At 72.3% G+C, this 25,585-nt stretch carries 22 protein-coding genes and 1 pseudogene; 14 read left to right on the top strand and 9 right to left on the bottom strand.

All coding sequences use genetic code 11. From position 1 onward, the window contains the following. Window positions 1–48 precede the first annotated feature (48 nt). The 3 genes from ACNAYW_RS17680 to ACNAYW_RS17670 are packed head-to-tail and all read left to right on the top strand — an operon-like array spanning window position 49 to window position 1,630. On the top strand, window positions 49–630 hold the full coding sequence (locus tag ACNAYW_RS17680) for a TIGR03086 family metal-binding protein (protein ID WP_415850967.1): 582 nt from the start codon (window positions 49–51) through the stop codon (window positions 628–630). Continuing rightward, a complete protein-coding gene (locus ACNAYW_RS17675; protein ID WP_415850966.1) occupies window positions 627–1,214 on the top strand; it encodes a dienelactone hydrolase family protein in 588 nt (195 codons plus the stop codon). The genes ACNAYW_RS17680 and ACNAYW_RS17675 overlap by 4 nt, the downstream gene beginning before the upstream one ends. A 41-nt stretch (window positions 1,215–1,255) precedes the next feature. Beyond that, a complete protein-coding gene (locus ACNAYW_RS17670) occupies window positions 1,256–1,630 on the top strand; it encodes a VOC family protein (RefSeq protein ID WP_415850965.1) in 375 nt (124 codons plus the stop codon). Window positions 1,631–2,202: 572 nt separating this feature from the next. Here ACNAYW_RS17670 and ACNAYW_RS17665 read toward each other — a convergent pair. The 4 genes from ACNAYW_RS17665 to ACNAYW_RS17650 form a co-directional block, all read right to left on the bottom strand. Beyond that, entirely contained in the window at window positions 2,203–5,451 is a 3,249-nt protein-coding gene (locus ACNAYW_RS17665) for a DEAD/DEAH box helicase (RefSeq protein WP_415850964.1), read from the bottom strand. Between the two features lie 65 nt (window positions 5,452–5,516). After that, window positions 5,517–6,524: a hypothetical protein gene (locus ACNAYW_RS17660; RefSeq protein WP_415850963.1), complete on the bottom strand. Its 1,008-nt coding sequence runs from the start codon at window positions 6,522–6,524 to the stop codon at window positions 5,517–5,519. After that, window positions 6,521–7,720 carry a sensor histidine kinase gene (locus tag ACNAYW_RS17655; protein WP_415850962.1) on the bottom strand — a complete coding sequence of 400 codons (1,200 nt, stop codon included), beginning with the start codon at window positions 7,718–7,720 and terminating at the stop codon, window positions 6,521–6,523. Before ACNAYW_RS17655 ends, ACNAYW_RS17660 begins: the two co-directional genes overlap by 4 nt. Further along, window positions 7,708–8,406 (bottom strand): response regulator transcription factor, encoded by a 699-nt coding sequence (locus ACNAYW_RS17650; protein ID WP_415850961.1) that lies wholly within the window; start codon window positions 8,404–8,406, stop codon window positions 7,708–7,710. Before ACNAYW_RS17650 ends, ACNAYW_RS17655 begins: the two co-directional genes overlap by 13 nt. A 167-nt stretch (window positions 8,407–8,573) precedes the next feature. Here ACNAYW_RS17650 and ACNAYW_RS17645 point away from each other — a divergent pair, with 167 nt between their 5' ends. Continuing rightward, window positions 8,574–8,822, top strand: coding sequence for a LuxR C-terminal-related transcriptional regulator (locus ACNAYW_RS17645; RefSeq protein ID WP_415850960.1), 249 nt, complete (start codon window positions 8,574–8,576; stop codon window positions 8,820–8,822). Here ACNAYW_RS17645 and ACNAYW_RS17640 read toward each other — a convergent pair. Continuing rightward, entirely contained in the window at window positions 8,819–9,727 is a 909-nt protein-coding gene (locus tag ACNAYW_RS17640; protein ID WP_415850959.1) for a LysR family transcriptional regulator, read from the bottom strand. The two genes, ACNAYW_RS17645 and ACNAYW_RS17640, sit on opposite strands and share 4 nt — an antisense overlap. 121 nt (window positions 9,728–9,848) lie before the next feature. On the opposite strand from ACNAYW_RS17640, the gene ACNAYW_RS17635 reads away from it, so the two are divergent. The 3 genes from ACNAYW_RS17635 (at window position 9,849) to ACNAYW_RS17625 (ending at window position 13,706) form a co-directional block, all read left to right on the top strand. Next, the gene (locus ACNAYW_RS17635) at window positions 9,849–11,210 is read left to right on the top strand and encodes an MFS transporter (RefSeq protein WP_415850958.1); all 1,362 of its coding nucleotides are present in this window, start codon (window positions 9,849–9,851) and stop codon (window positions 11,208–11,210) included. Between the two features lie 5 nt (window positions 11,211–11,215). Next, window positions 11,216–11,935: a 3-hydroxybutyrate dehydrogenase gene (locus ACNAYW_RS17630; protein WP_415850982.1), complete on the top strand. Its 720-nt coding sequence runs from the start codon at window positions 11,216–11,218 to the stop codon at window positions 11,933–11,935. A gap of 307 nt (window positions 11,936–12,242) precedes the next feature. Continuing rightward, window positions 12,243–13,706, top strand: a complete 1,464-nt coding sequence (locus tag ACNAYW_RS17625) for an acyltransferase (protein WP_415850957.1) — start codon at window positions 12,243–12,245, stop codon at window positions 13,704–13,706. Here ACNAYW_RS17625 and ACNAYW_RS17620 read toward each other — a convergent pair. Genes ACNAYW_RS17620 through ACNAYW_RS17610 form a run of 3 tightly spaced genes read right to left on the bottom strand, consistent with a single transcriptional unit; the run spans window position 13,696 to window position 18,481 of the window. After that, entirely contained in the window at window positions 13,696–15,141 is a 1,446-nt protein-coding gene (locus ACNAYW_RS17620; RefSeq protein WP_415850956.1) for a phytoene desaturase family protein, read from the bottom strand. The genes ACNAYW_RS17625 and ACNAYW_RS17620 overlap by 11 nt on opposite strands. Then, a complete protein-coding gene (locus ACNAYW_RS17615; protein ID WP_415850955.1) occupies window positions 15,138–16,967 on the bottom strand; it encodes a DUF3556 domain-containing protein in 1,830 nt (609 codons plus the stop codon). The genes ACNAYW_RS17620 and ACNAYW_RS17615 overlap by 4 nt, the downstream gene beginning before the upstream one ends. A 44-nt stretch (window positions 16,968–17,011) precedes the next feature. After that, window positions 17,012–18,481: a class I adenylate-forming enzyme family protein gene (locus ACNAYW_RS17610; RefSeq protein ID WP_415850954.1), complete on the bottom strand. Its 1,470-nt coding sequence runs from the start codon at window positions 18,479–18,481 to the stop codon at window positions 17,012–17,014. A gap of 176 nt (window positions 18,482–18,657) precedes the next feature. Here ACNAYW_RS17610 and ACNAYW_RS17605 point away from each other — a divergent pair, with 176 nt between their 5' ends. Continuing rightward, window positions 18,658–19,944 carry a PucR family transcriptional regulator gene (locus ACNAYW_RS17605; protein WP_415850953.1) on the top strand — a complete coding sequence of 429 codons (1,287 nt, stop codon included), beginning with the start codon at window positions 18,658–18,660 and terminating at the stop codon, window positions 19,942–19,944. A 2-nt stretch (window positions 19,945–19,946) separates the two neighbouring features. Here ACNAYW_RS17605 and mftR read toward each other — a convergent pair whose 3' ends face one another. Continuing rightward, complete coding sequence (mftR, locus tag ACNAYW_RS17600; RefSeq protein ID WP_415850952.1) at window positions 19,947–20,606, bottom strand: mycofactocin system transcriptional regulator; 660 nt, start codon at window positions 20,604–20,606, stop codon at window positions 19,947–19,949. Between the two features lie 152 nt (window positions 20,607–20,758). Between mftR and mftA the strand changes: the two genes are divergently transcribed. The 6 genes and pseudogenes from mftA to mftF all read left to right on the top strand — a co-directional run. Next, on the top strand, window positions 20,759–20,851 hold the full coding sequence (gene mftA, locus ACNAYW_RS17595) for a mycofactocin precursor MftA (protein ID WP_114515824.1): 93 nt from the start codon (window positions 20,759–20,761) through the stop codon (window positions 20,849–20,851). Then, the gene (mftB, locus tag ACNAYW_RS17590) at window positions 20,851–21,192 is read left to right on the top strand and encodes a mycofactocin biosynthesis chaperone MftB (protein ID WP_415850951.1); all 342 of its coding nucleotides are present in this window, start codon (window positions 20,851–20,853) and stop codon (window positions 21,190–21,192) included. The genes mftA and mftB overlap by 1 nt, the downstream gene beginning before the upstream one ends. A 5-nt stretch (window positions 21,193–21,197) precedes the next feature. Further along, window positions 21,198–22,436, top strand: coding sequence for a mycofactocin radical SAM maturase (gene mftC / locus ACNAYW_RS17585; RefSeq protein WP_415850950.1), 1,239 nt, complete (start codon window positions 21,198–21,200; stop codon window positions 22,434–22,436). 18 nt (window positions 22,437–22,454) lie between these two features. Next, window positions 22,455–23,672 (top strand): pre-mycofactocin synthase MftD, encoded by a 1,218-nt coding sequence (mftD, locus tag ACNAYW_RS17580; RefSeq protein ID WP_415850981.1) that lies wholly within the window; start codon window positions 22,455–22,457, stop codon window positions 23,670–23,672. Window position 23,673: 1 nt separating this feature from the next. Further along, the gene (gene mftE, locus ACNAYW_RS17575; protein ID WP_415850949.1) at window positions 23,674–24,390 is read left to right on the top strand and encodes a mycofactocin biosynthesis peptidyl-dipeptidase MftE; all 717 of its coding nucleotides are present in this window, start codon (window positions 23,674–23,676) and stop codon (window positions 24,388–24,390) included. Beyond that, a pseudogene (gene mftF, locus ACNAYW_RS17570) lies at window positions 24,387–25,585 on the top strand (mycofactocin biosynthesis glycosyltransferase MftF); the annotation flags it as partial. The gene mftE and the pseudogene mftF, both read left to right, overlap by 4 nt.

Below are 25,585 nucleotides of genomic sequence, written 5' to 3'. Positions count from 1 at the left end.
AGAGAAACATGACAGAAGGTGTCATGTTAGGCCGGTTGAATCGTTCCCATGACCGATACAGCCACCGATCCCCGCCCCGCCTACGCCGCCGTCTCCGCCTGGATGCAGTCCCTGCTCGCCGGCGTCACGGAGGACCAGCTCGCCGACCCCACGCCGTGCGACGAGTTCGACGTCCGCACGCTGGCGCGGCACGTCAACGCCGTCGGTATGCGCTCCGTCGCGCTGGCCGAGGTCGCCACCGTCGAGGGGCAGCCCTTCCTCGCGGACGAGTACGACGCCACCACCTACGGCGCGCTGCGCGAGCGGGCGCTCGCCGCGTGGGACGCCGCCCCGCTCGACCGCGAAGTCACCGTGCCCTGGGGCGTCGTCCCCGGCTTCGTCGCGCTCGGCATGTACATCAACGAGACCCTCGTGCACGGCTGGGACCTCGCGGTCGCCACGGGGCAGGACCCGGAGTTCGCCGACGCCGCTGTGGTCGACGGTGCTTTCGCTACGGTTCAGGCCGCCCTTCCGGCCCAGATCCGCGGCATGGAGGGTGTGCCCTTCGGCCCCGTCGTGGAGCCGCGTGAGGGTGCCGGGCCCACGGAGCGCCTCGCCAACTGGAACGGCCACCACTGGACCGCGTCGTGAGCACCGTCGCGCTGTTCCACTCCGTGCTCGGCGTGCGGGAGGGTGTCCGGCTCGCCGCGGAGCGGCTCCGCGCGGCCGGGCACACCGTGCACGTCATCGACCAGTACGACGGCCGCGTGTTCGACTCGTACGACGAGGCCTCGGCGTACGCGGAGGGGGTCGGGTATCCGGCGCTCATGTCGTCCGCACTGGCCGCGGTCGAGGACCTTCCGGACGACCTCGTCGTCATGGGCTTCTCCAACGGCGGCGGCATGGCCACCTACGTCGCGGGCAACCGACCCGTCTCCCGCGCGGTGCTCTGCTCGGGCGCGCTGCCGCTGGAGATGATCGGCCAGGACCACTGGCCCCGGGGCGTGCCGGCCCAGCTGCACTACACGCTGCACGACCCCTTCCGCCGACCCGGTTCGGTGGAATCGGTACTGCGATCGGTGGCGGAGGCGGGCGCGGTCGGCGAATTCCTGCAGTACCCCGGGGCCGGGCACCTCTTCACGGATCCCTCACTGCCCGAGGAGTTCGACGGTGCCGCCGCGGAGGTCTTCTGGGACGCGGTGCTGCGTTTCGTCGGCGCAAAGATCCGGTCGTGAGCCATTGACATGAACGCCGGTTGAGGTCCTAGCGTCGGGGTATGAGCATCGAACTGAACCACACCATCGTCGCCGCCACCGACAATCTCGAGACCGCTAGGTTCCTCACCGACCTGCTCGGTCTCGAGGGGCCGGTGGATGTGGGCGGCGGCCACTTCCAACAGGTCCGTCTCGCCAACGACGTCGTTCTCGACGTCATGACGGTTCCCGGGCCGATCCACCCGCAGCACTACGCCTTCCTCGTCTCCGAGCGGGAGTTCGACGAGATCTTCGCGCGGATCACCGAGCGCGGCTTGAGCTTCCACGCCCACCCCGACGGTTCCGGGGTCGGCGAGATCAACCACCGCTTCGGGGGCCGCGGCGTCTACTTCCCGTCACCCGACGGCCACGCCCTGGAAGCCCTCACCGCCGCCTGAGGACGTCGCGGACCGGAGCCTGGTGGGGGAATGTCGGCGCTCCGTGGGGGATTCGGCGCCGCGCGGGGGACGGCCGATCCCGTCTGACACGCCGTGGGGGATTGGGCATCTGGTGCGGGAATGCTGGCCTCTCGTGGGGGACTCGGCTCCGCGCGGGGGACAGCCGAGCCCCTATCAGAAGCGCGGCGTCCGGTGGGGGATCGAACGCCGAGGGCGCGGNTCGGCGCGGCGCGGGGGACGAACCCTCCCAGTGGGCCCGGCGTCGCTCCCGACGCATGCCGCACCCACGGCCGCCCACCCACGGGCCGCTGCAGCCGCTGCCGGGCGCCGCAGCCGCCCACCCACGGCCGCTGCCGGGCGCCGCACTCGCCGCGTGCCGCCCCGCCGCCCGCCCGCTCTCACCGCCTCGCTGCGCATCCTGCCCAGCCATGCGCCCCACGCATGGTCATGGCGCGAAAAAGGCGTGGTGACCTGCATGAACGCAGGGTATGCGTGGCGCGCATGGCTTGTCGGAGCGACTACGCTCCTCCCGGCTCGGGCCCCGGCTCGGGCCCCGGCCCCGGCCGCAAACCTCAGTCCTCGAACAGCGCCCGGATGTCCGACTCCGCGAGGCGCGCGTCGAAGCCGCCCTCGCCGCCGATGACGGACTCGAACAGCGCCGCCTTGCGCTCCTTGAGCGCCATCACCTTGTCTTCGATGGTGTCCGCCGAGACCAGCCGGTAGACCATCACGCTGCGGGTCTGGCCGATGCGGTGCGCGCGGTCGATGGCCTGCGCCTCCGCCGCGGGGTTCCACCACGGGTCCAGCAGGAAGCAGTAATCGGCCTGCACCAGGTTCAGGCCGAAGCCGCCGGCCTTGAGCGAGATCAGGAACACCTGCACCTCGCCCGAGGTGAACTTTTCGATCGCCGCGGGCCGGTCCGTCGTCGAGCCGTCGAGGTAGGCGTACTCCACGCCCTCCTCGTCGAGCCGCTCGGCGGCCTTGCGCAGGAACCCGGTGAACTGGCTGAACACCAGCACCGCGTGCTTCTCCTCGAGCAGCTCGTCCAGCTTCTCCACGAGGAAGTCCAGCTTGGCGACGTCCTCCACCGCCAGCTCCTCGTCCACCAGCGACGGGTCGAGCGCGAGCCGGCGCAGCATCGTCAGCGACCGCAGGATCTCGAAGCGGTTGCCCTCGAAGTCGTCCAGCAGGCCCAGCAGTTTCGCCCGCTGGTCGGCCAGCACCCGGTCGTAGGTGTGCCGGTGCTCCTCCGAGAGTTCCACCTGCACCACGGATTCCGTCTTCTCCGGCAGGTCCTTCGCCACGAGGTCCTTGGTGCGGCGCAGCATGAACGGGCGCACGCGCCGCCGCAGCCGCGCGAGGCGATCGTCGTCGCCGCCGCGCTCGATGGGCCGCCGGTACTCCTCGGCGAACCACGACCGCCCGGGGAACAGCCCCGGCACCGTGAGCGCCGTCAGCGCCCACAGCTCCTCGAGGTGGTTCTCCATCGGGGTGCCCGTCACGGCCAGGGTGAAGGCACGATCCAGCAGGGTCACCGCGGCGAAGGCCTTCGACCGCGGGTTCTTCACGAACTGCGCCTCGTCGAGGATCACGCCCGCCCACGAGACGGCCGCGTACTCCTCGGCGTCCAGCCGTAGCAGCGTGTACGAGGTCAGCACGAGGTCCGCGCCCGCGACGACCGAGGCGATCGACGAGCCCGACTTCCGCGAGGTCTCCGAGACGACCGCCACCGACAGATGCGGCGCGAAACGCTTGCACTCCGCCGCCCAGTTGCCCACCACCGAGGTCGGCGCGACGACGAGGAAGGGGCCGGGTCGCTCCGGCGCCCGCTCGTGCGCGCGGCAGATCAGCGCCAGCGTCTGCACGGTCTTGCCGAGGCCCATGTCGTCGGCGAGGATGCCGCCGAAATCGTTGTCGTACAGGAACGACAGCCAGTCCAGGCCGTCGCGCTGGTACGGCCGGAGCTCCGCCTTCAGGGTCGACGGTGCCTCCTGCCGCGCCAGGTCGCCCGCCGTCAGGGCGCCCACCCGGCGGGACCAGTCGCCGTCGAAATCGGTGGCGTCGGCGAGGTCCGCGAGGTCGTCGACCAAACCCGCCTGGAACCGGCTGATCCGCAGGCCCCGATCGTCGGAGCCGGCGCCGCCCGCGCGCGCCGCGCGCCGCGCGCCGCGCGCCGGCAGGTCCCGCGCCTCGCCGATCAGCTCCCGCAGTCGGTCGAAACGCTCACCGTCGATGCGGGCGAGCACGCCGCCGGGCGTGACGAGGGTGTCGTGGCCCGCGGCGACCGCGGTGAAGACGTCGCGGAACGGGACCTCTTCCCCGTCGACCTCGACGGCGACCTCGAGGTCGAACCAGTCCGTCGACGCGTTGTCGGATTCGGACCGCACCCGCACGGACACCGAGGCCGAGCTCTCCGCCCAGCGGAACCCCGGATCGTCCGTGACCTCGACGATCACCGACGGCACCGACCGCAGCACCGGCGCCACCTCGGCGAGCCACACCGCCGCCTCGGTGCCCCGGTAGAAGCCCTGCGAATGATCGACGCCGACGGCGGCCTCGCGCAGCGCCACGGCCATCGCGCGCGTGATCCGCTGCTGCCCGACGACGTCCGCCAGGCCGGCCGGCTCGCGGCCCAGGGCGTAGTCGGTCGGCTCGCCGACCCCCTGATTGACGACGGTGTAGCGCCACTTCCAGTCCACCTCGAGCTCGGCGGCCTCGGGGAAGTAGCGGGCGGTGCAGAGCAGCTCCGGGCCCGAGACCTCCACCTCGCCGACCAGCTGGTCCGGGTCGCGGACGGGCGTCACGGCCGCCAGGTACGGCAGGTACTTCTCGCGCAGCTCACCGACCGCGGCGGCCGGCACCTGCACGGGCGTGAACCGGCGCAGCGCGGTGGTGTGCTGCGGCGAGAGCGGTGGATCGAGCGGGGCGAGCCGCAGCACGTCGCCGTCCTGCTGGAAGACGCCGAGGGCGCGGTGCGCACCGAGCAGGCCGCCGGTGAAGGGGCGCGGACCGTCGCCGAAATCGACCTCCCGGTCCAGCTCGACGCTGCCGTCCACCGACCGGGTCACGAGGCCGAGCCGGGTCGGCGGGCCGAGGATCACGCTGCCGCGCGCCTTCTTACTCAGCAGCGGCACGCCCGCGTCGCGGACGGCGCGCAGCTGGTCCCACAGCAGCGGGGTGTCCACCATGCCGAGGTCGGCCCAGGCGTCCACGCCGTACAGCGACCAGGTGATGAGCTGCGCGAGGGGCGCGATGGCGTCGCGCTGCGCCGGGGCGACCCGCGGCGCGGTCGCGATGGTGCGCCACCGGACGTCGCCCGCGACCCACGAGCCCTCGCGCATCCCGGGCGTTGCGAGCCGCACCTGCAGGCGCTGCCCGGAGACGACGCCGCGCTCGTCGACGTCGAACTGCAGCGCGACGGGCAGGACGGCGGCGCTGGTCCGCGGGGATTCGGGGAGCAGGGCGGCGAGCTGCCGCTCCCACGGATCCGGCTGCTCGACGACGCCCTCCTCGACGTCCTCGGCGGTCAGCTCGAGCAGCAGCGCCGCGCCGTGCTTGCAGTTGAGGGCGACGGGGCAGGTGCACAGGCTGCGGACGGGCCGCCAGCCGGAGCCGCCGGGCTCGATCCACACCTGCGTGTCGTACTCGCGGGTGCCGGCGACGACGCCCGTGACGAGGCGCTTCTCGTCGTCCCATTCGAGGTCGCCGATGAGGCCCGTGCCCACGTACTCACCCGCGCGGCGCACGGTCGGCCCCCCGAAGAAACCGATCAGGTCCTCGGGGGTGAACGAGGGCCCTCCGCCGGCAGTCGATGCGCTCATGGTCAAGCGGACAGTCTAGCGCGGCGCGGTGAACCCGTGCAGGCCCGTGCGGCGGGGTCCTCGGGTCACGCGGGAACGGGCAGCTCGATCCGGGTGGTCGCTCCGTCGGGGGCGCGGAGGAGCACGGTGGCGGCCAGCGCGCGTCCCGGCGGCACGGCGCGGGCGGTCACGGAACCGCGGGCCAGGGATTCGACGGCCTCCGCGATCCGGTCGCGGATGGCCGCGGCGGCGGGCGGGGCGAGGTCGCGCAGGCCGCCGTCGTCGAGCAGGACCACGTCGACGCCGCGCCGTCGGGCCCCGTCGGCCGCCGCCGTGAGCCGCGGCGAGAGCAGGCCCGGGGCGCGCACCGAGTCGCGGAGCCGGGCCTCGACGATGCGGCACTCCAGCCGCTCCGCCGCGGTGAGCGGAACACCGGTGGCGAGGCGCTCCAGCATCGGCCGCGCCTCGCGGTCGAGGAAGTCGCGCCGCCGGCTGCGTTCCTCGCGCGCGGTCTCGGCGGCGGCCTCGGCGGCCCGCCGCTCGGTGGTGCGGGCGCGCATCACGAAGGTCTGCCGCGCGACGGGCCGCAGGGTGAGTGCGAAGAAGGTGGCGGTGAGCGTCACCGTCGTGCTGGGCAGGCAGCGCAGCACCCCGTCGAGCACGCCGTGCCCGCGGGCGACGGCCCACCAGACCACGACGGCCGCGGTGATCGCGACGGACAGCCAGGTGACGGCGATGCGTCCGCGCACCGCCAGGTACGAGGTCAGCACCGCGCCCCCGCCGATGGGCCAGGTGGTGAGCGCGAAGGCGTACTCGGACGGCAGGAACGGGAACACGCTGAGCGCGGCGATCGGCCCGGCCCCGGCGACGACCGCCGTCCACCGGTGCGGCAGCGGATCGCCGGGCGCCCCCACGAGCACCAGCGCTCCGGCCAGCAGCGCGGCAACCCCCACGACCTGCGGCCACGCGCGGTCCAGATCGCTCCGGGCGTACCAGGCGAGAACGGCGAAGGTCCCCGCGAACGCCCACGCCAGGACCGTCGCGCCCCGATGCCGCATCCCGATGATGTCGCGGACGTCCTCGTCCCCGGTCATCGCGTCCACCGGATCGTCACGGTGGTGCCGGCGCCGGGGACGGAGTCGACGGTCGCGGCGCCGCCGGGCGTCGAGCCCATCCGCCCGATGATGCTGCCCGCCACCCCGAGCCGGTCGGGCGCGACCGCGCGCGGGTCGAAGCCGGCGCCGTCGTCGGTGACGGTCACGGTGAAGCCGTGCGTCCCGAAGTCGGCCAGCACCGTCGCGCGGGCGCCCGGCCCGGCGTGCCGGTGCACGTTGCGCAGCGCCTCCGAGATCGCGGCGGAGGCGGCGGTCAGGGCGTCCGACGGTACGCGGCACGCCGCGGGGTCGACGTCCGCGGACCACTCCGCGTGCGGCGCGATGCGGCCCACCGCGGCGCCGAGGACGGAGGCGGCCGCTGATGCCGGCGCATCGTGGTGCTCGGTGTGCCCCTCGTACTCGTCGACCGCGACGAGCACGGTGCGGGCGTGCTGGGCGATCGCCGCGGCGTCGTCGACGCGGGTGGCGGCGAGGAGGGTCGCGATGACGTCGTCGTGCACCAGCGCGGCGAAGCGCTGCTGCTCGTCGCCGCGGGCCTGCGCGGAGGCGTCCGCGGCGGTGGCGGCCAGCGCCTCCGCGTGCGCGAGGTCGAGGCGGCGTCCCGCGCGCCAGGCGACGATCGCCGCCGAGAGGAAGACCGCGGAGAAGACCAGGGCGAACAGGACCGCCGGCAGGTACGGGTCGCGGGCGGCGCCCACCCGGTGATTGAGCACGACGCTGCCGACCGCCGCGATGACGCCGTAGCCCACGGCCACGGCGGGCCGTGCCGGCATCGCGACGGCCATCGCCGCGAGGGCGGGGATGTAGTAGAGGAACTGGTCGCCGGGGAGCTGCAGCGGCGCGATCGCGTCGGCGACGAGCCAGGCCGCGACGGAGCCCAGGTAGGCGGCGCCGGCGAGGGTGGAGGCCCGGCCGATCACCCGGCGGTGATCGCGCGCGTAGCTCGCGGGCAGGAGCGCGGCGCCGGTCCCGAACACGGCCACCGCGGTGATCACCGTGAGAGCGGGCGCCGCCCGGTAGGCGTCGACGACCGTGCTGAACGTCGTGGCCAGGTCGAACAGGTAGCCCGCGGCGATGAACCGCGTGAAGACGCGGGTGAGCCGCTCGTCGGCGCCGCCCGGCGCGCCGCCCACCGCGGAGGTCGGGCCGCCCGCCGGTGCGATCAGCGCGGCCACCGGCGCCTGCGCGGGGCCTGCAGGAAGCCGTCCTCGACGGCCCGTTGGTACATGTGCAGCTTGGTCTCGGCGGGGCGGCCCTGCACGGCGTACTTGGACTTGATCCGCTCGATGTAGCTCTCGACCGTCTTCGGCGCGAGTCCCGCGAGCTCGGCCACCCGGGACGTCGTCTCGCCGGAGGCGTACAGCGCCAGCACCTCCCGCTGCTGGGGGCTCAGTCCCACGTCGTTGAAGTCGGGGTCGCCGTCGATCGCGGCGGCCCACTCGGTGGTCACGACGGGCCGTCCCGCCGCGGTGTCGCGGACGGCCTCGACGAGTTCGTCGCCGCTCACCGTCTTCGGGACGATGCCCCAGACCCCCGCGCGGGCCGCCTGCCGGGCCAGGTAGGGATCGGTGTCGAAGCTGCCCGTGTAGACGAGCACGCGCGCGCCGGCGAGGTGCAGCTTCTCGACGTTGGCCTCGGGGGCGGTGCCGTCGGCGAGGAGAAGGTCGAGCACCACGACGTCGGGGCGGCACCGGTCCAGCAGCTCGTCCACGCTCGCGGCGTGGCCCGTGAAGGTCAGGTCGGGCGCGGCGGCGAGGCTCGCCTCGAAACCGAGCACGATGAGCGCGTGGTCCTCGACGATGCCGACGGTGTGCGGTGGACGGGACGCCGTGGTCTCGACGCCCGTCTCGGGTCCGGTCATGGATCGAACATACGCCGACCGCAGGGCCTCCGTGCGCCGGAAGGCCTTCTCCGATGCACTCTTTCGTTGTCCTCGGCCACGATGAGGGGCGTTTCCCGGGCGGGGTGGACCCGCTTTTGCGCGGAGCCGTCCGGCACTAGCGTCGACGCCGACGCAGGAGGTGGGAGATGACGGCAGCGGTGATGGCGGGCGCGGGGCTGAGCGACCGTGAGGTGGAGGTGGTCCGCGCCTGGCTCTGCACGGACAGCAAGGCGGCCGCGGCGCGGGGGCTGTTCATCGCGGAATGCACGGTGGCGGAGCACGTCGCGCGGGTGCGGGCGAAGTACGCCGCGGCGGGGCGCCCCGCCACCACGAAGACGGCGCTCGCCGCGCGGCTGCTGCAGGACGGGTACGTCCGGCTCGACGACCTCTTCTAGGCGGCGGTCGCCGTCCCCAGGAGCACGGCCCGCATCGACGCGGCCCGCGCGCGCAGGGCGGTGACGACCGCGGCCACCTCGCGCCGCTGCGACGCCTCGGGGCGCACCACCATCCAGTACTCCAGCTGCACGGAGACCTCGTCGGGCAGCACCCGGACGAGATCGGGGCGGGTATCGGCGAGGAAGCAGGGGAGCAGGCCCAGCCCGGCGCCGGCGCAGGTGGCCTCGACGTGGACCAGCACGTTGGTGGAGCTGAGCCGGTCGGTCATGTCGGGCACGAGCACGCGGGCGAGGTCCAGGTCGTCGACGGTGAGCATCGAGTCGATGAAGTAGACGAGCGGCCGCCCGGCGAGGTCGCGCGGGCGCCGCGGCGTCCCCTCGGCGGCGAGGTGGTCCCGGGAGCCGTACAGGCCCAGCCGGTACGGCGCGAGCAGCTCGGGTTCCACCCGGTAGGTGCCGGGGCGGCCCACCACGATCTCGATGTCCACGCCGGACCGGGTCGACGGTGCGCGGCGCGTCACGGTCAGCAGGTCGACGGAGAGTCGCGGGTGGGCCCGCCCCAGCTCCGCGATCGCCGGTGCGACGACGCGGGCGCTGAAACCGTCGGTCGCGGCGATCCGGACCTTGCCGTGCAGGTCGTGGGCGGTGTCGGCGTCCAGGCCGTGCAGCACGGACTCGATCCGCTCCGCGGCGGCGACGCCCGACCGGCCCAGCTCGGTCAGCTCCCAGCCCGCCGGCCCGCGCGCGAGCAGCGGCCCGCCGAGCGCCTGCTCGAGCGCCGCGACCCGGCGCGAGGCGGTGGTGTGGTTGATGCCCAGGAGGTCGGCCGCCGCGGTGTAGCGGCCGGTCCGGGCGACGGCCAGCAGGGTCAGCAGGCCGTCGGCGCTCGGCTCAGGGGTGTGCATGGATGCAGATCCGATCCGCGGATGTGGGCATTGTGTGTGCGATTTTATCCATACATACTGCGTTGAGCATGGCGTGCGTCACATCGGTTCGGCGCCGTGATCCGTCGCACAAGGAGTGGAAATGACGCAGACCGACCTGGAGCAGCCGCGCGGGCTCCGGAAGATCGTCGCCGCGTCGATGGCCGGCACGGTCGTCGAGTGGTACGAGTTCTTCCTCTACGGCATCGCCGCCACGGTGGTGTTCAACAAGATCTTCTTCAAGGCCGGCGCCAGCGAGTACGACGCGATCATCGCGGCGTTCGTGACCTACGCGGTGGGCTTCGCGGCGCGCCCGGTCGGCGGCATCGTCTTCGGGCACCTCGGCGACAAGCTCGGCCGCAAGAAGCTCCTGCAGGTCTCGATCCTCATGGTCGGCGTCGCCACCTTCCTCATGGGCTGTCTCCCCACGTTCGACCAGATCGGCTACTGGGCGCCCTTCCTGCTCGTGGTGCTGCGCTTCATCCAGGGCTTCGCCGTGGGCGGCGAGTGGGGCGGCGCCGTGCTGCTGGTGGCCGAGCACAGCCCGAACCCCCGACGCGGCTTCTGGGCGTCGTGGCCGCAGGCCGGCGTGCCGGGCGGCAACCTGGCCGCCACCGTCGTGCTGCTGATCCTGACGAACGCGCTCTCGGAGGCCGCCTTCCTCGCGTGGGGCTGGCGCGTCGCCTTCTGGCTGTCGGCCGTGATCGTGCTGGTGGGCTACTACATCCGCACCCAGGTCGACGAGTCGCCGCTGTTCAAGGAGGCCCAGCAGGAGATCGAGAAGGAGAAGGCCGTCTCCTACGGCGTCGTCGAGGTCGTCAAGCGCTACCCGCGCGGCGTGCTCTCGGCCATGGGCCTGCGGTTCGGCGAGAACATCTTCTACTACCTCGTGGTCACCTTCTCGATCACGTACCTCAAGACCGTCGTGAAGATGGACACCTCCGACATCCTGATGTGGCTGCTCATCGCGCACGCCGTGCACTTCGCGGTCATGCCGCTGGCGGGCGCGCTCACCGACCGCGTCGGTCGCCGGCCCGTGTACTGGGCGGGTGCCGCGCTCGCCGCGACCTGGGGCTTCTTCGCGTTCCCGATGTTCGACACGGGCCACGGTGTGGTGGTCGTCGCCGCGGTGACGATCGGCCTGATGTTCCACGCGCTGATGTACGCGCCGCAGCCCGCGATCATGGCGGAGTCCTTCCCGACCCGGATGCGCTACTCGGGTGTCTCCGTCGCCGCGCAGGTCACCTCGGTCGTCGCCGGTTCGCTGGCGCCGATCATCGCGACCAAGCTGCTCAAGGACTTCGGTTCCTCGGTACCGGTCGCGGTGTACCTCGCGATCGCGTGCGCCATCACCTTCCTCGCCGTCTTCTTCGTCCGGGAGACCAAGGGCATCGACCTCGCCACCATCGACGAGGAGGACCGGGCGGCCCTGCGAGCGGAGCGGGCCACCGGGGCGCGCGCGTGAGGGCGATGGTGACCGGCGGCGCCGCGGGGATCGGGGCGGCCGTCGCGCGCCGCCTCGCCGCCGACGGTGCCGCCGTCACCGTCGTCGATCGCGACGGTGCCGCGGCCGCGGCGCTCGCCGGGGAGATCGGCGGCACCGCGCTCGAGCTCGACCTCACCGACACCGCGGCCCTGGCGGACCTGAGCCTCGACGTCGACGTGCTGGTCAACAACGCGGGCGTGCAGCACGTCGCCCCGATCGAGGACTTCGATCCGGCGTGGTTCCACCGCATCCTGACCCTGATGCTGGAGGCTCCCTTCCTGCTCACCCGCGCCGCGCTGCCGGCCATGTACGAGCGCGGCTTCGGCCGGATCGTGCACGTCTCCTCGGTGCACGGACTGCGCGCCTCGAAGTACAAGGCCGCCTACGTCGCGGCCAAGCACGGCGTGGAGGGCCTGTCCAAGGTCACCGCGCTCGAGGGCGGCGAGCACGGCGTCACCAGCAACTGCGTGAATCCCGGATACGTCCGCACCGCCCTCGTCGCGAAGCAGATCGCCGAGCAGGCCGCCGCGCACGGGATCAGCGAGCAGCGGGTGACCGACGAGGTCTTCCTCGCCCGCCCGGCCATCAAGCGACTCATCGAGCCCGACGAGGTGGCGGGGCTGGTCGCCTGGTTGTGCAGCCCCGCCGCCGCGATGGTCACCGGCGCCGCGTACACGATGGACGGCGGTTGGACCGCGAACTGACGTATGCAGTTCGGGCGTGCGACGCGGAGGATGAGGTCCTCCGAGGAGCCGTGCGCGACGCGCATACCCCTCCCTGGAAAGAACAGTCCTGAGCTGCGCGGATGCGGCCATGCGTGCCGCGCATGGCTTTCGGAAGCAACACATGCGCCCGGCGCAGGCGCAGAAACGGCGGCCCCGTGTCCCGCGCGCGCCGTCCTGGCAGTCCCCTGGCAATGTGCGGCGGAGTTGGAGTGGCGTAGTCGCAACGGTTACCGTACGAAGGGCCTGTGACCAGGCGTTGCCGTGGTGTATGAGGGATTGTTGATCAGTGGGTGTGGACCAGACGATGAGCGAACGCGGCGTCGAGCAGACGCCTGAGCCCGTGGCGGTGACGCCCGCGCCCGATCGGTCCGAGCCCGCGAGCGAGACCGGCGCGCCGGCACCGTCGAAGCCCAAGCGCGGGGGCGGCCACCTCTACGAGCTCGACATCGTGCGCATCGTGACGTTCGCGGGTGTCATCTTCGACCACTGCGTCTCGGGCACGACGTTCCCGTTCAGCGTCGCCTCGAACGCGATCCAGACGATCTTCCACTACACCCGCAACGCCTTCTTCGCGCTCACCGGTTTCGTGCTCGTCTACCAGTACCGCGACCGCAAGCTGGATCCGATCGACTTCTGGCGGCGCCGGTACAAGGCGGTGGGCCTGCCCTTCCTGACCTGGAGCGTCTTCTACTGGCTCTATCACATGTACGTGATGTGGCCGCCGGCGTTCTCCAACATCACGCGGACGTTCGAGACGTGGGAGTCAACGAAGGCCGCGCTCAAGGTGCTCGCCTACGACCTGTTCACCGGCGACGCCTGGTACCACCTCTACTTCGTCTTCGTGACGATGCAGGTGTACCTGATCTTCCCGTTCCTGCTGAAGTTCCTGCGCGCGACGATGGGCTACCACAAGTACCTGCTGGCGGCGAGCTTCGCCTTCCACCTGGTGCTGATGCACTACATGACCACCGCCCGCCCGGAGATGTTCAACTACGGGCTGCTCGCGAAGCTGTGGAACCACCTGCCGGCCACGGTCTTCCCGTACCAGTTCTTCACGCTGCTCGGCTGCGTCGCCGCGATGCACCTCGGGGAGGTGCGGGCCTGGATGTCCCGCTTCCGCGGGCGGGTCATCACCGTGGCGATCGGCGTCGTGATCGTCACGCTCATCGCGTACGGCTACAAGACCAGCATGGTCGGCATGTTCCCGACGGACGCCGCGAACGTCTTCCGCCCCTACGCCGCGGTGATGTTCGTGATGATCATCCTGGCGCTCTACGCGGCCGGCACCTACTGGTCGGACCACCGCACGGCGGGCTCGTTCTGGGACCGGTTCCTCACGACCGCGTCCGACCGTTCGTTCGGCATCTTCCTGGTGCACGCCTTCGCGCTGCAGGAGCTGGCGCCGACGATCCAGCGCTTCCGCTTCGACGTGTACGCGCCGATCCTGACGATCTGCACCTTCGTCGTGACCGCCTTCTTCACCGTCGCGATCAGCGAGGTGCTGCGGCGCACGCCGGCCAGCCTGTGGACCACGGGGCGGAAGATGATCCCGATGGCCGCGCAGAGCCTGAAGGTCTCGGTGGGCATCGGGATCGCGATGATCGTGATCGGCGCGCTCTTCTACTGGCCGCTCGACGTCCCCGCCGGCGCCGTCTCGATGACGCTCGGCGCAGTCCTGCTGCTCTGGCAGGCCCTCGGTCGCACGGTCTTCGCCGGCCCCGCGGGCGCCCGCCCGGCCGTCACGTCCTAGCCCGGACGGCCGGATCGCCGGTCGGCTGCAGGCGCGCGAGCGCGCGGGTGGCGGCGTGGTATCCGCACATGCCGTGGGCGGCGGGTCCGGGTGGGGTGGCGGCGGAGCAGATGTACATGCCGGGGACGCCGAGGTCGTAGGGTTGCAGGGTGATCCGGGGGCCGAAGACGAGTTGGAGCGGGTCCTTGGAGCCGGTGTTGATGTCGCCGCCGACGAAGTTGGCGTTGTAGCGGGACATCTCGGTGGTGGAGCAGACGGCGGTGCCGACGATGCGGTCGCGGAAGCCGGGGGCGAAGCGTTCGATCTGCGCGATGATCGCCTCGGTGGCGTCGCCGGTGTAGCCGTTCGGGACGTGGGCGTAGGACCAGACGGGGTGGACGTCGCCGACGCTGCGTGAGGGGTCGGCGAGGTACTGCTGCCCGACCAGGACGAAGGGCCGCTCGGGCATTCGCCCGGCGGCGATGGCCTTCTCCGTGGCGGCGATCTCCGCGAACTCGCCGCCGAGGTGGACGGTGCTGGAGCGGCGGGCGTCGGGGTTGGTCCAGGGCACGCCGCCCTGGACGGCGAAGTCGACCTTGAACGCGCCGGGGCCGCGCCGGAAGCGGTCGAGGCCGCGCCGCACGCGGGCGGGCAGCCGGTCGCCGAGGATCGCCGCGACCTGCTGCGGATCCAGGTCGAACAGCACGAGGTCCGAGGGCGGCAGGTCGGCGAGGGAGGCCACCCGGAAGCCGGTCTCGACCGTGCCGCCGAGGTCCTCGAGCTCGGCGAGCAGCGCCGCGGCGATCGCCCCCGAGCCGCCCTCGGCGACCTGCCAGCCGAAGGCGTGACCGGCGGTGAGCAGCCCCAGTCCGATCGCGGAGGTCATCGGTTCGTGCAGGGGCCGGAACGTGTGCGCCGCGATCCCGCCCCACAGTGCGCGGGCCTGCGGGGTGCGGAAGGCGCGGGCGAGCACCGCGGCGGGCAGTGGCGCGGCCACCCCGAACCGGGCCAGGCGGATCGGATGCTCCGGCACTCGGAGGAGGGGCGAGAGGATGGCGGGGCCGATCGCGTCGATGTGGTCGACGGAGCTCGCGAACAGGGTCCGCCACAGCCGACCGTCGACCCCGAGGCCGGCGGCGGTGTCCGCGACCGAGCGCCGCAGGACGCCGCCCGTGCCGTCGTCGAGCGGTTGGACGCAGTCGATCTCGGCGGCGCGCCAGTGCAGGCCGTGCCGCTCGAGATCGAGCGAGTTCAGGAACGGGGAGCCGACGGCCATGGGGTGCATGGCGGCGCAGTGGTCGTGGATCAGGCCGGGCACGATGCCCTCGAAGGAGCGGGTGCCACCGCCGACGGTGCCGGCCGCCTCGAGGAGCGTCACGTCGACGCCCTCCCGGGCCAGGGTGATCGCGGCGGCGAGGCCGTTGGGGCCGGCGCCGACGACGGTGGCGGTGCTCATGCTCCGACCGCCGGCCGGTCGTCGCTCGGCTTGCCGGCGCGGATCCGCGACCAGGTGGGAGTGTGTGGGGCGGGGCCGTCGGGCAGCCAGGGCTGCGTCTCGGTGACCTCGTGCACGTTCCAGACGCCCTCCTCCACGACGCCCAGCGCGGCGTCGATCACCTTGTACGCCTGCGTCTTCTTGTGCACCGGCTGCGATTCGACCCACACCACGACGCACTCGCCGGGCTCGAACCGCGCCTCGTCCTGCACGGCCTTGATCATGTGCTCGTTGTGGAGGTGGCCGTCGCCGAAGTTGAAGCCGAGGATCGAGTTGCAGACGAACTCGGCCTCGCGCACGGTGCGCCTGTCGATGTCGGGCAGGGTGGCGAGCAGCACCGAGAAGAGGCCGCGGCCCTGGCTGTGCAGGGAGCGCCAGCCGATGGTCATCTGCAGGGTGATCTCCGCCCACAGCGGCGGGTAGCCGGCGGCGATGAACTGATCGATCTGGTTGGGCGCCGACCGGGTGACGCGGTTGAGCTTCTCCTCGGTGCCCGGTGCGAAGGTCCAGAGTGCAGTGGCCCAGTTGCCGGCGTACTGCCGCATCGACGGCAGGAACGAGATCTTGTCCGGGCGGATGTTCCCGAGGATCGGGAAGAAGGCGAGGCCCGCGGTGATGACGATCGCCAGCCACGCGGGGCTCATGTCCCACAGTGCGTAGCCGCTGTCGGCGGGGAAGCCGATGAACAGGAAGATCGCGGTGTAGCCGAACAGCAGGTTCCACTCCAGCGGCACGGCGAGGGGGAAGGTGGAGATGATGAACAGGTGGTAGAGGCACATGAACACGGCCGCCACGACGGTGACGGTGCGGTTCGTCGAGAACAGCAGGATCAGTGGCGCGATGATCTCGACGACCACGCCGGGCCCGTGCGCCATGAACCGCGCGAAACCGGACGGCCGCATGTCCTGCGAGAAGTTCTTGTACTGCAGCTTCTTGAACCAGGTGCCGGGCACGAGCGGGCTGTTGGAGACCATGGGAGGGATGACCATGGTGAAGTGGTGGTTGCACTTGGACAGGCCCGCGCCGAGCCACACGACGCCGATGACGAGCTTGAGCGCGATGATCATGTTCTCGAAGCCGTGATCGCCGAAGAGCAGCGGCAGGATCGCGAAGGCCAGCATCGGTGGCAGGTACTGCTCGCCGCGCGCGGCCAGGAAGATCGTCTTGTCGCGCAGGCCGATCAGGATCAGCAGGGCGATCGGCGCGATCAGCAGCTCGGCGCGCATCAGGCCGTGGGAGGCGTCGATGCCGAGCGCGGCCATCGCGGCGTCGAATCCGCCGAGGCCCCGGACGCCGGGGAGCACGACGGCCACCACGAGCGACACGAGCAGTGCGAGGTACACGAGGACGTCGAAGGCGGTGCGGCGGTCGCCGCTCGTGCCCGGGACCCACGTCCACGGGCGCAGCCGGATCGTGCCCGTCCGGGCCCAGAACCGGATCCCGCCGGTCATCGGCTTCGCCTTACCTGCGAGCGGGCCCCACGAGCCGGCGACGCCGATGGCCTCCAGGAGCACCGTCCACAGCACCAGCTTCTGGTACACGACGGGCTGGTTCCACCATTCGCCCAGGGCGAAGGGCTGCATCCCCGACGTGAGCGTCGCCAGCGCCACTCCGCCGAGCCCGTAGAAGACGAACAGCTTGAGCACGTAGATGACGTGGATCATGTACGGGGTGCCGAAACCGAATTCGGCCCACTGCGTGCTGAGGACGCGGATGCGCTCCATGAGGGGGCGCTGGAGGAATTCCTCGGGTTCCACTGCGGGGAACACCGGATCCTTGAATCCCATGATGACTCTCCTTGTTCGGGTGGTGCGCGGGTGGTGCGACGTGGCTAGGGCGCGGCGACCGGGGGTGTGGTGCGCGTGCGCAGCGTGGGCTTGTCGAGCTTTCCGACGGCGTTCTTGGGGAGGCTCGGGAGAGTCGTGATCTCCGCGGGCAGTTTGTATTTGGCGAGTCTCTCGGCGGCGTGGGCGAGGATCTCCGCGGGTTCGAGGTGCGCGCCGTCGGTGAAGGCGACGAACAGGACCGGTACCTCGCCGAACGTCGGGTCCGGCCGGCCGACGACGGCCGCCTCGGACACCTCCGGTAGCTGATAGATCACCGACTCGATCTCCTTGGGGTAGATGTTCTCGCCGCCGCGGATGATCAGGTCCTTCGCACGGTCGACGAGCGTGAGGTAGCCGTCGTCGTCGAGGAAACCGATGTCGCCGGTGTGGAGCCACCCGTCGACCAGGGTCTTCGCGGTGTCCTCGGGGCGATCGAGGTATCCCCGCATCACGTTCGGCCCCGCGATCACGACATCGCCGGCCTCGCCCGCCGGCAGCGCGGCACCGTCGTGGTCCAGGACCCGGACGGTCACGCCGGGGATGGCGGGTCCGACGGTGCCGGTCTTGCGGACGCCGTCGTAGGGGTTCACCGTGGCGACGCAGGTGCACTCGGACAGGCCGTAGCCCTCGACGAGCGGGAATCCGTAGCGCTGCTCCACCTTCGCGAGCAGCTCGACGCTGGCCGGCGCGGCGCCGCAGATCCCGTACCGGATGGAGGAGGTGTCGGGGCGGACGTCGGCGGGGAGATCGACCAGCATCTGGTAGATCGTCGGGACGGCGGAGAAGTAGGTCGGGCGGACCTGCTCGACCCGGTCGAAGAAGGTGTCCGGCTTGAACCGGCCGGCCACGGTGGTGCGGCCGCCGGCGAGCAGCGGCGAGAGGGTGCCGGCGATGATGCCGTTCGCGTGGAACAGGGGCAGGATCAGGAGGCTGTGGTCGTCGGCGGTCAGCCCGAGGACGTCGACCAGGGCCAGGCACTGCGCGGAGAGATTGGCGTGGTCGAGATGCACGCCCTTCGGGCGGCCCGTGGTGCCGGAGGTGTAGATGAGCAGCGCCCGATCCTCGGCGTGCGCCTCCAGGGCCGGGGCGGGCGCGACGTCGGTGCCGTCCAGGTCGGCCGCGAGCAGCACGGGCGCGCCGAGGTCGTCGGTGCGGGGGTTGTCGGTGACCAACACCGTCGAGCCCGCGTCGCCCGCCTGGTAGCGGATCTCGTCGGCCGTCAGGACGGGATTGATCGGGGTGACCGCCGCGCCGAGCCGCCACGCCGCGAACAGCGTGACGACGAGGTCCGCGGTGTTCGGCAGCAGCACCGCGACGACGTCGCCGCGGCGCACGCCGCGCTCGGCCAGGGTCCCCGCGGCATGCTCGATGACCTGGTGGAAGGCCGCGTTGTCGAGGGTCCGCTGGTCGTCGGCGACCGCGGGCGCCGACGGCGCGGTGCGGGCCCGGTGTGCGGGGAGGAGTGCGAAGTGCATCGGTGGCCCTCTCGGGATGGAGTGTGATCCGGTTCACCGAGAAATCTAGGCCCGCGTGACCGCCGTCACATCGTCCGCGGCACCCAAGGATTGCGCGGCATTTGTCCTCCGCGCACAAACGAGCGATCGGCCGATCCACGCCCCGCGACCGCCTCCGATGGCTACGCTCGGAGGCCGTGTCCAGTGACCACAGCGCAGCGCCCGGGTCGATGTCGGCCGCGGCGACGGTGATCGCGCGCATGGAGCCGCGCCTCGCGGAGGTGACCGATGCGGTGCGGGACGTGATCCTCGCCCAGATCCCGGAGCTGCACGGCGATGCGCAGCTGACGGAGCTGCTCCGGGCCAGCGTCGAGGGCAACATCGCGACGATCTTCGCCGCCATCCGGCACGGTATCGACGTGGCCGGGGTGACCGCCCCGGTCGCCGCCGTGGAGTACGCGCGACGGCTCGCGCAGCACGACGTGACGCCCAATGCCCTGGTCCGTGCCTATCGCCTCGGACAGCAGGAGCTGCTGCGGCTGGTCTTCGCGGAGGTCCGTGCCGGCGGCGTCGACGCGGACACCGCGCTCGAGGTCTTCGAGGCCACCTTCACCGCCACGTCGCAGTACATCGACTGGATCTCCGAGCAGGTGGTGGAGGTGTACCGGCAGGAACTCGACCGGTGGCGCGAGAGTCGCGAGCGGATCCGCGGCGAGCAGATCCGCCGGATCCTCGCGGGCGGGAAGGAATCCCGCGGAACGGATGAGCTGAGCTCGGCGCTGCGGTATCCGCTGCGCGAGCACAGCCTCGCCGTGATCCTGTGGTATCCGCAGCCGGTGCTCGAGCGCGGCGAGCTCATCGGGATGGAGCGCTTCCTGAACCTCGCCTCGAAGCATCTCGGCGCGGCCGCTACGCCGCTCTTCATGGCGCACGACCGGCAGACCGCCTGGGGATGGATCCCGCTGTCCGCCAGGGCCGCCGACGGTGCCGTCGAGGCGCTCCGGCGGCTCGCCGACGGCGACCCGCAGGCTCCGTCCGTGGCGATCGGCGCGCCTCGCCGCGGCACCGCGGGCTTCGTGCGGTCCCACGAGCTCGCCCGGGACGCACGGGCGGTCGCGCTGCGCGCCTCGGGGGAGGAGCGGGTGACCGTGGCCAGCGACGACACCGGCGTGGTGATCGCGGCGATGCTGGGCGGTGACCTGTCGACCGCGGACGTCTGGGTGCGCGAGGTGCTAGGGCCGTTGGCCGAGGCGACGGATTCGGATGCGCACCTGCGGCACTCGCTCCAGGTCTTCCTGGAGGCGGGATCGAGCTTCACCGCTGCAGCGCCGGTGCTGCACCTGCACACCAACACCGTGAAGTACCGCGTGCGCAAGGCGATCGAGCGGCGCGGCCGCCCGCTCGAGGACGGACGGCTCGATGTGGAGATCGCGCTGCTCCTGTGTCGCCGGTTCCCCGCGATCCTCGGCCCGCACTGGCGCTGAGGCTACGACCTCGTCGTCGAGCCCGTCGTCGCCCGAAGCGGCTGTTCCGCGCCCTGCGATGCCGCCGCGTCGGCGGCCTCGATCAGGAGCTCGGACCCGCTCCGCAGGAGCTCCTCGAGGTCGGCGTCGGGCCGCCGGAGCCACTGGTCGTAGGCGGCGAGCGCGACGCCGAGTGCCATCCAGGCGATCGTCTGGGGCGCGTGATCGGAGGGCGCGACCCCGAGGCGGCGCGCGACGTGCTCCGCGATCACCTGTCGCCAGTCCGCGTACATGAGCATCGAATGCGCCTGGAGCGCGGGCACGGTCAGCAGTAGGTGCATCCGGCGGCGGTGGTGCTCGCGTTCGGACTCCGGCACCTGGTTGAAGGCGACGATCGCATCCCGCAGTTCGGTCCCGAGCGTGCCGGTGCCGTCGGCATCGTTCAGGAGCCCGCGTAGACCGTCCAGGTGGTCGTCGAACTCGCCCCACGCGAGCGAGTTCTTCGACGGGTAGTAGCGGAAGAGGGTGCGCCGCGCGATGCCCGCGGCGGCGGCGATGTCGTCGACGCTCGTCTCGTCGAAGCCGTTCTCGATGAACAGGTCGATGGCGATCCCGCTGAGGTGGCCGCGCGTGGTCGCGGAGGGGCGCCCGCCGAGCGGTCCGCTGCGTCCGCGAGGGGCCATCGTCGATGCCTACTTTCTGCGCGTTCCCGCCGGTCGGGGACTGTTCGCGATCGTACGTCAGGACGGATTCCGTCGAATCCCTATGATTTTGCACTGAGTGCCATTACTGTGTGACGGGAACCACAACGGCACACCTGAGGAGGTTGGTTCACATGTCCGACAAGGAGACTGCGACGCAGGACGAGCTCGTGACGGAATCGTTGGTGGAGGAAGTATCCATCGACGGCATGTGCGGCGTGTACTGATGACGACCGCGCACGCGCCGGTTCCCGGCGGCCCTGTGGCCGCCGGGGCCGACGCCCCCTCGACCCCTTTCGACCCCGACGCCGCGTGGGCGATCAACCCCCGCGTCGCGGTGCGCCCTGAGCCCTTCGGTGCGCTGCTCTACCACTTCGGCACCCGGAAGCTCTCGTTCCTCAAGAACCTCGTCGTCGTCGACGTGGTGCGGTCCCTGCACGAGCACCCGAGCGCCGCGGCCGCGCTCGACGCCGCGGGCATCGCCGCCGACGACCGCCCCCAGTACCTCAGCGCCCTCGATGCGCTCGCCCGATCCGGGATGATCGTCCCGGCCGCCGACCAGGAGTGAGAGACATGACCACCCTCGAAAGGCCCCGCCCCGCCCCCGTCGGTCGCCTCGTCGACCAGTTCGAACGCGGCCTCGACGCCCCCATCTGCCTCACCTGGGAACTCACCTACGCCTGCAACCTCGCGTGCGTGCACTGCCTCTCCAGCTCCGGCAAGCGCGACCCCCGCGAGCTCAGCACGGAACAGTGCAAGGCCATCATCGACGAGCTGCAGCGCATGCAGGTCTTCTACGTCAACATCGGCGGTGGCGAGCCCACCGTCCGCCCCGACTTCTGGGAGCTCGTCGACTACGCGACCGCGCACCAGGTGGGCGTGAAGTTCTCGACGAACGGCCTGCGCATCGACCAGAAGGTCGCGCAGCGCCTCGCCGCGTCCGACTACGTCGACGTGCAGATCTCGCTCGACGGCGCCACCGCCGAGGTCAACGACGCCGTCCGCGGCCCCGGCTCCTTCGCGATGGCGATCACGGCCCTGGAGAACCTCGCCGCCGCCGGCTTCCGCGACGCCAAGATCAGCGTCGTCATGACCCGGCAGAACGTGGCGCAGCTCGACGACTTCAAGGCCCTCGCGGACCGCTACGGCGCCACCCTGCGGATCACCCGCCTGCGCCCGTCGGGCCGCGGCGCCGACGTCTGGGACGACCTGCATCCCCTGCCCGAGCAGCAGCGCGAGCTCTACGACTGGCTCGTCGCCCACGGCGACGGCGTGCTCACCGGGGACTCCTTCTTCCACCTGTCCGCGTTCGGCGGGAACGACGGCGCGGGAGCCCTGCCCGGCCTCAACCTCTGCGGCGCGGGCCGTGTCGTGTGCCTCATCGACCCCGTCGGCGACGTCTACGCCTGCCCGTTCGCCATCCACGAGAACTTCCTGGCGGGCAACGTGACCGCCGACGGCGGCTTCCAGGAGGTGTGGCAGCGCTCCGAGCTGTTCCGCTCGCTGCGCGAGCCGCAGAGCGCGGGCGCGTGCACGCAGTGCAGCTTCTTCGACTCCTGCCGCGGCGGCTGCATGGCCGCCAAGTTCTTCACGGGCCTTCCGATGGACGGGCCCGACCCGGAGTGCGTGCAGGGCTACGGTGAGCCGCTGCTCGCGGGCGAGCGCAGCAAACCCACTGCCAACAAGGACCATTCGCGCGGCGTTCCGCTCACGCTGATGACCCGCCCTCCGTCGCGCGACTGCGACGAGAACCCGCTCGCCGGCTTCGCCCCCACGACCGCCACCGGATGTTCCGCATCCGGCTGCTCCTGAGATCCGAGGAACACCATCATCTCCCGACTGTCCGCGCTCGCCGAGCGCAATCCCTGGCGGCGCAACCCCTGGTTCGAGTCCGTCCACGAGGCGCAGAACCGCGCCCGGAAACGCCTGCCGCGCACCGTCTACTCCTCGCTCGTCGCCGGCACGCAGGGCGGCCTCACGCTCGAGGACAACACCCGTGCTTTCACCGAGCTGGGCTTCGCCCCGCACGTCGTCGGCGCGAAGGCCGAGCGCAACCTCACCACGAAGGTGATGGGCCAGGAGCTCTCCTTCCCCGTGATGATCTCCCCGACGGGCGTCCAGGCCGTCGACCCCGACGGCGAGGTGGCCGTCGCCCGCGCCGCCGCCGCCCGCGGTACCGCGATGGGCCTGTCCAGCTTCGCCAGCAAGCCGGTGGAGGAGGTGACCGCGGTGAACGACAAGGTCTTCTTCCAGATCTACTGGCTCGGCAGCCGCGAGGAGATCCTCGCCCGAGCCCAACGGGCCAAGGACGCCGGCTGCACCGGCCTCATCGTCACCACCGACTGGGTCTTCAACATCGGCCGCGACTGGGGCAGCCCCGAGATTCCGGAGAAGGTGGACCTCAAGGCCCTCGCGCGCCTCGCGCCCGAGATCGCCGTCAAGCCGCGGTACGCGCTCGACTGGATCCGCGACGGCCGCATCGTCGTGCCCGACCTCACCACGCCCAACCTCGTGGACCGCGGCGCCACCGGCCCCACCTTCTTCGGCGCGTACGGCCAGTGGATGAACACACCCCCGCCCACCTGGGAGGACCTGCAGTGGCTGCGCGAGCAGTGGGGCGGTGAGTTCATGGTCAAGGGCATCACCCGCCTCGACGACGCGCGCCGCGCCGTCGAGATCGGCGCCACCGCGATCTCCGTCTCCAACCACGGCGGCAACAACCTCGACGGGACGCCCGCCTCGATCCGCGCACTCGGCCCGATCGCCGACGCCGTGGGCGCCGACATCGACGTCCTGCTCGACGGCGGCATCCGGCGCGGCAGCGACGTGGTCAAGGCCCTCGCCCTCGGGGCCAAGGCCGTCATGATCGGCCGCGCCTACCTCTGGGGCCTCGCGGCCAACGGTCAGGCGGGGGTCGAGAACGTCCTCGACCTGCTGCGCATGGGCGTCGACTCGACCCTCATGGGTCTGGGCCGCGGCGATGTCGCCGAGCTCGGCCGGGACGACCTGATCATCCCCGAGGGCTTCGACCGCGTCCTCGGCGCCTGAGATGACCGAGCTCGGCGCGCTGGCCTGGCCGGAGGTCCCCCCGGCCGGGGCGACGCTGGTCGTTCCGGTCGGCTCCGTCGAACAGCACGGACCGCACCTGCCGCTCGACACCGACACCCGGGTCGCCGCCGTGATCGGGCGGCGCGCCGTCGAACGGCTCGCCGCGGCCCCCGGGCCCGACGGGGCCGTCGTCCTCGCTCCGGCGCTGCCCTACGGCGCGTCGGGCGAGCACGAGGACTTCCCGGGGACCGTCTCGATCGGCACCGCCGCGCTGAAGATCGTGCTGGTGGAGTTGGGGCGCAGCGCCTCCCGGTGGGCGGCGCGGATCGCGTTCGTCAACGGGCACGGTGGCAACCTCGACGCGCTGCGCGCCGCGGTGGCGCTGCTCCGCTCCGAGGGGCGCGACGCCGCGTGGTTCCCGTGCGTCTTCCCGGGCGGCGACGCCCACGCGGGGGAGACCGAGACCTCGGTGCTCCTGGCCGAGGAGCCCGCCGCGGTCCGCGCCGACCGGATCGCGCCGGGGGAGACGGCGCCGATCGGGGTGCTGATCGACCGGCTGCGCACCGAGGGCGTCGCCGCGATCACGCCGACCGGCGTGCTCGGCGATCCGACCACCGCCACCGCCGAGCGCGGCGCGGCGCTGCTCGACGGAGCCGTCGACCGCCTCGTCGGCGCGCTCGGCCGCTGGACCGTCGGCGACGACGGGCGGCTGCGATGACCGGCCCCGTGTCCGCGGTGCTGCCCGAGGGGTTCGCCGTCCGGCTCGACCCGGCGTGCCTGCGCCCGGGGCCGCGGCACCTGCTCGGCGGTTCCCCGATGCGGCTGCTGACCCTGTCGTCCGCCGCCGTCGGGCTGATCGACCGCGCCGGCACCGTCACCGTCGGCGACGCCGCGGCCGCGGGCCTCGCACGGCGGCTGCTGGATTCTGGGGTCGCGGTCCCCGTCTCCGTGCCCGGCGCCGCCGGAGACGGGCGCGCGGAGATCACCGTCGTGATCCCGGTCCGCGACGACCAGGCCGGCGTCGATCGCCTGCTGCGGGCGGTGCGCGGCCTGCCGGTCGTGGTCGTCGACGACGGTTCCGCCGTCCCGATCCGGGTGCCCGAGAACCGCGGCCCCGACGGCCCCGCGGTGCGGCTGCTGCGCCTGCCGGAGAACCGCGGTCCCGCCCACGCGCGCAACCGTGGCGCCGCGCTCGCCGGCACCGAGTTCGTCGCCTTCCTCGATGCGGACACCGTGCCGCGCCCGGGCTGGGCCGACGTGCTCCGCGCGCGGTTCGCCGACCCGACGGTGGCCGTCGCCGCGCCCCGCGTCGTCGGCCTCGCGGATGCGCCGTGGACGCGGCCCGTGGCGCGGTACGCGGGCCTGCACTCCAGCCTGGACATGGGGCCGCGACCGGGCGCCGCGCGGCCGGGCAACCCCGTCGCGTACGTACCGTCCGCGGCGATGCTGGTGCGGCGCAGTGCCTTCGATGCCGTCGGCGGCTTCGACGGTGCCCTGCGCGTCGCCGAGGACGTCGACCTCTGCTGGCGCCTCGCCGACGCCGGGTGGACGGTGCGCTACGAGCCCGCCGCCCGCGTGGGGCACGACCACCGGACCACCGCGCGGGCGCTGCTGAACCGGCGCCGCTTCTACGGCACCGGCGCCGCCGAACTCGCCCGGCGGCACGGCCCGCACGCCGCGCCCGTGGTCACCTCGATCCCGTCCGCTCTCGCCGCCGCCGGCGTGCTCTCCGGCACGCGATCCGGGGCCGCCGGGGCGGCGGCGGTCTACGCCTGGATGTTCGCGCGACTGCGCGGCCGGCTCGGGGACGTGCCCCGCGCCGACGCGGTCGCCGGCCGGATCGTCGCCCGGGCCGCGTGGTTCGGCGTCCACCAGGGCCTCGCGGCGCTGCTGCGGCACTACTGGCCGGCGAC

Origin of the sequence: Tsukamurella ocularis, from assembly GCF_965138335.1 — a bacterium.
Classification (GTDB): domain Bacteria; phylum Actinomycetota; class Actinomycetes; order Mycobacteriales; family Mycobacteriaceae; genus Tsukamurella; species Tsukamurella ocularis_A.
Note: the sequence above shows the minus strand (reverse complement) of the source record. Positions and strands in the feature narration are given on the sequence as shown.